Source organism: Caballeronia udeis (assembly GCF_001544555.2).
Taxonomy (GTDB): Bacteria; Pseudomonadota; Gammaproteobacteria; order Burkholderiales; family Burkholderiaceae; genus Caballeronia; species Caballeronia udeis.
This window is the reverse complement of record NZ_FCOK02000159.1, coordinates 1-4,621: the sequence shown is the minus strand read 5'-3', so window position 1 is coordinate 4,621 and position 4,621 is coordinate 1. Positions and strand designations below refer to the sequence as shown.

At 55.6% G+C, this 4,621-nt stretch carries 5 protein-coding genes and 2 pseudogenes; 3 read left to right on the top strand and 4 right to left on the bottom strand.

Annotated elements, in window-relative coordinates:
- The coding region (locus AWB69_RS50175; RefSeq protein ID WP_231937455.1) for a hypothetical protein at positions 1-238 on the top strand (238 nt) is incomplete at its 5' end.
- A gap of 313 nt (positions 239-551) precedes the next feature.
- Here the strand turns inward: AWB69_RS50175 and AWB69_RS51055 are convergent.
- The 3 genes from AWB69_RS51055 to AWB69_RS44740 all read right to left on the bottom strand — a co-directional run bounded on the left by AWB69_RS51055 (position 552) and on the right by AWB69_RS44740 (position 2,256).
- A complete protein-coding gene (locus tag AWB69_RS51055; protein ID WP_407923090.1) occupies positions 552-785 on the bottom strand; it encodes an amidohydrolase family protein in 234 nt (77 codons plus the stop codon).
- On the bottom strand, positions 782-1,312 hold the full coding sequence (locus tag AWB69_RS46735) for an amidohydrolase family protein (protein ID WP_075644107.1): 531 nt from the start codon (positions 1,310-1,312) through the stop codon (positions 782-784). Before AWB69_RS46735 ends, AWB69_RS51055 begins: the two co-directional genes overlap by 4 nt.
- Positions 1,313-1,530: 218 nt before the next feature.
- Positions 1,531-2,256, bottom strand: a complete 726-nt coding sequence (locus AWB69_RS44740) for a GntR family transcriptional regulator (RefSeq protein WP_062093161.1) — start codon at positions 2,254-2,256, stop codon at positions 1,531-1,533.
- A gap of 428 nt (positions 2,257-2,684) precedes the next feature.
- On the opposite strand from AWB69_RS44740, the gene otnK reads away from it, so the two are divergent.
- Complete coding sequence (otnK, locus tag AWB69_RS44735) at positions 2,685-3,959, top strand: 3-oxo-tetronate kinase (protein WP_062093160.1); 1,275 nt, start codon at positions 2,685-2,687, stop codon at positions 3,957-3,959.
- Positions 3,960-3,962: 3 nt separating this feature from the next.
- Here otnK and AWB69_RS46730 read toward each other — a convergent pair.
- Positions 3,963-4,292: pseudogene (locus AWB69_RS46730) on the bottom strand (class II aldolase/adducin family protein); the annotation flags it as partial.
- A 129-nt stretch (positions 4,293-4,421) separates the two neighbouring features.
- Here AWB69_RS46730 and eno point away from each other — a divergent pair.
- Positions 4,422-4,621, top strand: a pseudogene (eno, locus tag AWB69_RS44730) (phosphopyruvate hydratase); the annotation flags it as partial.

Sequence of the window (4,621 nt, the reverse complement as noted above, 5' to 3'; positions counted from 1 at the left end):
TTGCCCTCGTTCTCTCGAAAGCACCACCTTCACATTCGGGATGCCCCGATTCAAGACGGGTTCCGCTGACGCTTACAAAGATTCTGCCGAGGGGACGCTGTCGGTGAGCGACGCGCTTCGCGCATTCTCCATCCGATCAATGATCGCGACGAAGGATCTTACCGAAGACAAGAACCTGCTGAATTCGATCGTCGAAGGCCGCCACTCGAACTTCATCAGTACTGGATTCCTTCTGTAATTCTGCTGAATTCACTTCAATACGTATCCTCCGGCGATCGCTGGGACGTTGGAGGATAAGCGCCGTCGGCGTGGTTGTGTTGCCTGACTCTCCATGATTCGATTCAGACAGATGACCGATTCGGCGTGTTCTGCTTCTGTCCTCACCATGATCACGCAGATCGCGAGGCCGACCACTGGAAGCCGATTGTTGCCGTCAAATCACAATCGGCTCCGCATGAGGTCTCAAAAATCAAAGAGCTCTTGAGGGTTCTCGACAAGGATTTTTGGTCGATCAATCTGGTCGGGCACCCAGCAGTAGATCAGGCGGACGCTTACGCGTAGTCAATGTCGTGGAATGGATTAACGTCGAGCGCAGAGCGTCCGGGTGACAAGACTGGATTCGTGTGAGGCCTATTGCTACCCCACAAGATGCGGGCACTTCGCAAGGAAATGAGCTTATGATCTAGGGCATTCATCTCTGGGTAATCCGGACCCGACGGGCTGGCTTGGTACGGCGCGGAAAGTTTGACATAGCAATTCCCGGGTGCAACCAATCGACAAATCACGTCGAACCCATCTGATCCACACCCTCTTTGCTGGCACTGCCGAAATGATCAAGAACCAGTCTCGTCCGTAACGGTAGGAGGGGCTGTACGTGCCAGCCTCGTGAAGCCACGCGTTCTGAGGCAATCTCGAGAAGGTGACCCACAACCGCTGGATTATCAGCATGACCTTTCGGGTTGATCCTGACGGCGCGAACCCCAGTTTCGTGCATTTTATCAAGGTCGTAGTCGCTCGTCGTTTCGTCGATAACGACAACGCTGCGACCGGAATTTCCCAACTGTCGTAGCGCGTGGAGCAGGCAAGAATTGTCGACACCGTAGAAGCTTGGCTGAACCAGCACGGCCCGTTCTATCTCAAATCGCCAATGCAGCGACCGGAGACTATCCAATAGAGCAGGGCCCGGCGTGTAGGATCGGCTAGACGCCATCGGGAACGCTTCGTCAATAACATGTTGGTGGGCATCGCACGAATGCGGTGGCAAGTCGACCCGTGCATTCACGAGAGCGGGGTATTCAAGCGGGGTATTCATTGCAGTATTTCGGAAAAGCCGCGAGGCGTCGCAGACGCTGACGGTTTGCAGCAGCTGGCATTATCGCCGGCATGTCGGCGAGTTGCGGTTCCGACGTGGAGTTGCGTGCGTCCTTTCGCACGAGCGCTCTTCTTCAGCGCAGCCGGGCAAATTCCGGCAAAACGGTGGCCGACTCCACCTTTCTCTGGCCCACTTGGGCGCAGTGGTACGTGGAACGATCAGAGGTGACGAATGTCGAGCGATTGCAAAATTCCGGTGAGCTCACGACCACTTCTCGATCGCTGCGCCTTGTGAATCTCGCAGGCACGCTGCGTATCGCCCGCATTGATCGCCTCGGCGAGAGCTCGATGGTTCCTGGTCGATGCTTCCGGAGACGCGCGCAACCGCAGCGTAATCCGTCGTGCTCGACGAGTTTGATCCTGAAACTGACGCACTAGTTCGGCCAAGCGTTGGTTGCCTGATAGAGCAATCAAAGTTTCATGGAAGATCGCGTCGAACCGTGCCCACGCGTCGAGGTCGCCAGTAGCCAGGGCATGTTCGAGTCCTGCAACCGCAATGTCAAGTTCAGCGAGAGTGTCTGGGGCGTGATTGTTCTCTATCAGTTGCTCGATTGCCAAGAGCTCGAGCGAAGCCAGGATTCTGTATATTTCCGCCGTGTCCTGCGCGGAGATCGGCAAAACCTGAAACCCGTGTTTCGGAACAAGCTTGACCAGCCGTTCCTCTTCGAGTCGAATCAAGGCGTCGCGAATTGGAGTGCGACTCATGCGCAGCGAATCCGCTGTCTCTTGCATCGAGATCGCGGATCCGGTGGTGTACACATTGTCCATAATCCGACGCTTGATCTCGTGGTAAGCGACGACTGCATTGCTCAGTAGGTTCGTTGCTGGGACCGAACCATCTTGCTCGATTCCAGCGCCCAGGCCGGTGACGGTGATGTCGTTCACTTCGTGAAATCTCTAAATAAGTTGCGTGAACAGAAACGGGTCGGTCATTCCGAAAACCGCTTTGCATACGATAGCAGATACATCATGGCCGCCCAACTCTAACGGTTCCTTGGACTGTGATACTGCGCTATGACCGCGCTCGAGCCCATTACACGGACCGTGGCGTTGGACGGGCTTCGTCCTCCGATCCAAATAGTCACATCGTTTTTCGCAATATTCGCAAATCAAGAAATCCAAAATTGTATTTAAATAATCTGTAGTACAATAAAGATATTCGGCGACTGTTGCTCGTCAATCGCTAGTGAGATTTCGAGCGAGTGTATGCCGAGACGGCAAGTTCGATGTCATTCCGCGCTTTATCGACAGGCGGAAAAATTGAGCATTGACGGCCCGGATCGCTCTGACGGTTCTGACGGAGAAAAAACATCTTGAGTAAGCCGCTACTTGGGTGCATCGCTGACGATTTTACCGGCGCGACCGACCTCGCAAGCACGTTGGTCCAGGGTGGCATGCGAAGTGTTCAAATGATCGGTGTACCTTACAAGTGCTCTGCTCCGGACGCTGATGCGATCATCATTGCACTGAAAACGCGAACGGTTGCCCCCGAGGTTGCGATTGAGGAATCTGTTGCCGCGCTGAAATGGCTGCAGGCGGCGGGTTGTGAGCAATTCTTCTTCAAATACTGTTCGACCTTTGACTCGACGGCGAAGGGCAACATCGGCCCTGTGGCGGATGCGCTTGCCAAAGAGCTAAGCCAGGAACTAGTCATCGCGTGCCCAGCGTCTCCCGCGAACGAGCGGACGATCTACAGAGGCCACCTGTTTGTCGGAGATGTGCTGCTAAGCGAGTCGGGGATGCGGAATCACCCTCTGACGCCGATGACGGATTCGAACCTTGTACGTGTGTTGCAGAGTCAGACCGCTCGGAGCGTTGGACTGATTCCCTTGAACACAGTCTCGCAAGGACCGGACGCAGTCTCGGCAGCACTTCGGGCGTTGCAGGTTGAAAAGAAGGGGTATGCCATTGTTGATGCCGTCTGCGAACGAGACCTGCTCAACATTGGAACTGCACTCGCACAGCATCGGCTTGTCACGGGGGGCTCCGGGGCCGCCATGGGGCTGCCTGCGAACTTTATCTCAGCAGGCCGACTGAGCGCGAATACCTCTACCGCTGGCGACCTGCCGGCCATCGACGGGCAAAGCCTCGTACTCTCAGGTAGCTGTTCGGTCGCCACAAACGCCCAAGTCGAATATTGGAAGAAATCCCGGCCGGCATTTCGACTTGACGTGCTCGCGTTGGCGGATGGTGACGTGCAAATTGAAGAAGCGCAGAAGTGGGCTGGCCGGTTCCTCCCGAACGAACCGGTGCTCATCTATGGAAGCGCGACACCTGACATCGTGAAACAGACCCAGGAGAAATTGGGGGTTGAGAGAGCCGGTTCGCTCATGGAGCGAGCTCTCGCAAAGATCGGGCGTGCACTCGTCGAGTACAACGGAGTAAGGAAATTGGTTGTGGCTGGTGGCGAGACCTCTGGGGCGGTTGTGAAGGCTCTCGAGGTCAAGTCGCTGCGCATTGGCGATCCAATAGATCCCGGTGTACCCTGGACGATCGGTACCGGTATGACGGACTTAGCGCTTGCACTGAAATCCGGAAATTTCGGCTCAGAAGATTTCTTTGAAAAGGCTCTTGCCAAGGCGCCGTGACGTGGCAGTTTCTTCTAACTCCTCCAGGATGAAGGAGGCGTGGGAGACACTCTCACGCCATGCTACCGGGCCCAAGCGCTCGCGGACCCTTCGTAGACCTGGGGTGCAGGGCGTTTTGGACGGCCTTCCGCCCGATACGTGCTGCCCGTCAAGGGTTACCTTTGCAATCTCCTCGGGATCCAATCGTCCTGGGCATGCGTCAGTCGGCGTGATGAGCCATCCGTCATCGAGTCTGGTACTGATGTCGCCTGCGGTCCCGACCGTGTAGCGACGTGCATAAAGACTGGACCCTATCGTGCAGATCTCTTCCCGGATTTGAGATTTGTCCTTCAATGGATCCTCCCTTTGTATTTTGGTCACCAAATTTTTAGCACATTCGTAATTGTACTTAATTGAGTATAAGTACAATAAAAGCCACAATGCCGTTCAGTGCAATTTTTCTCTCGAACGGAATTGTTGAAGATGACAGCAATAGTTGATGTGATTGGCCGAGAGATTCTGGATTCCCGTGGCAACCCCACGGTCGAATGTGACGTCCTGCTGGAGTCGGGCACGATGGGCCGCGCCGCGGTGCCGTCGGGTGCATCCACCGGATCGCGCGAAGCGATCGAATTGCGCGACGGCGAAGCCGGCCGCTACGGCGGCAAGGGCGTGTTGAAGGC

What these genes read in the sequence shown, in the direction of transcription:
- AWB69_RS46735 (WP_075644107.1), bottom strand. Translation starts at nt 1,312, where the DNA reads ATGAATACCCCGCTTGAATACCCCGCTCTCGTGAATGCACGGGTCGAC.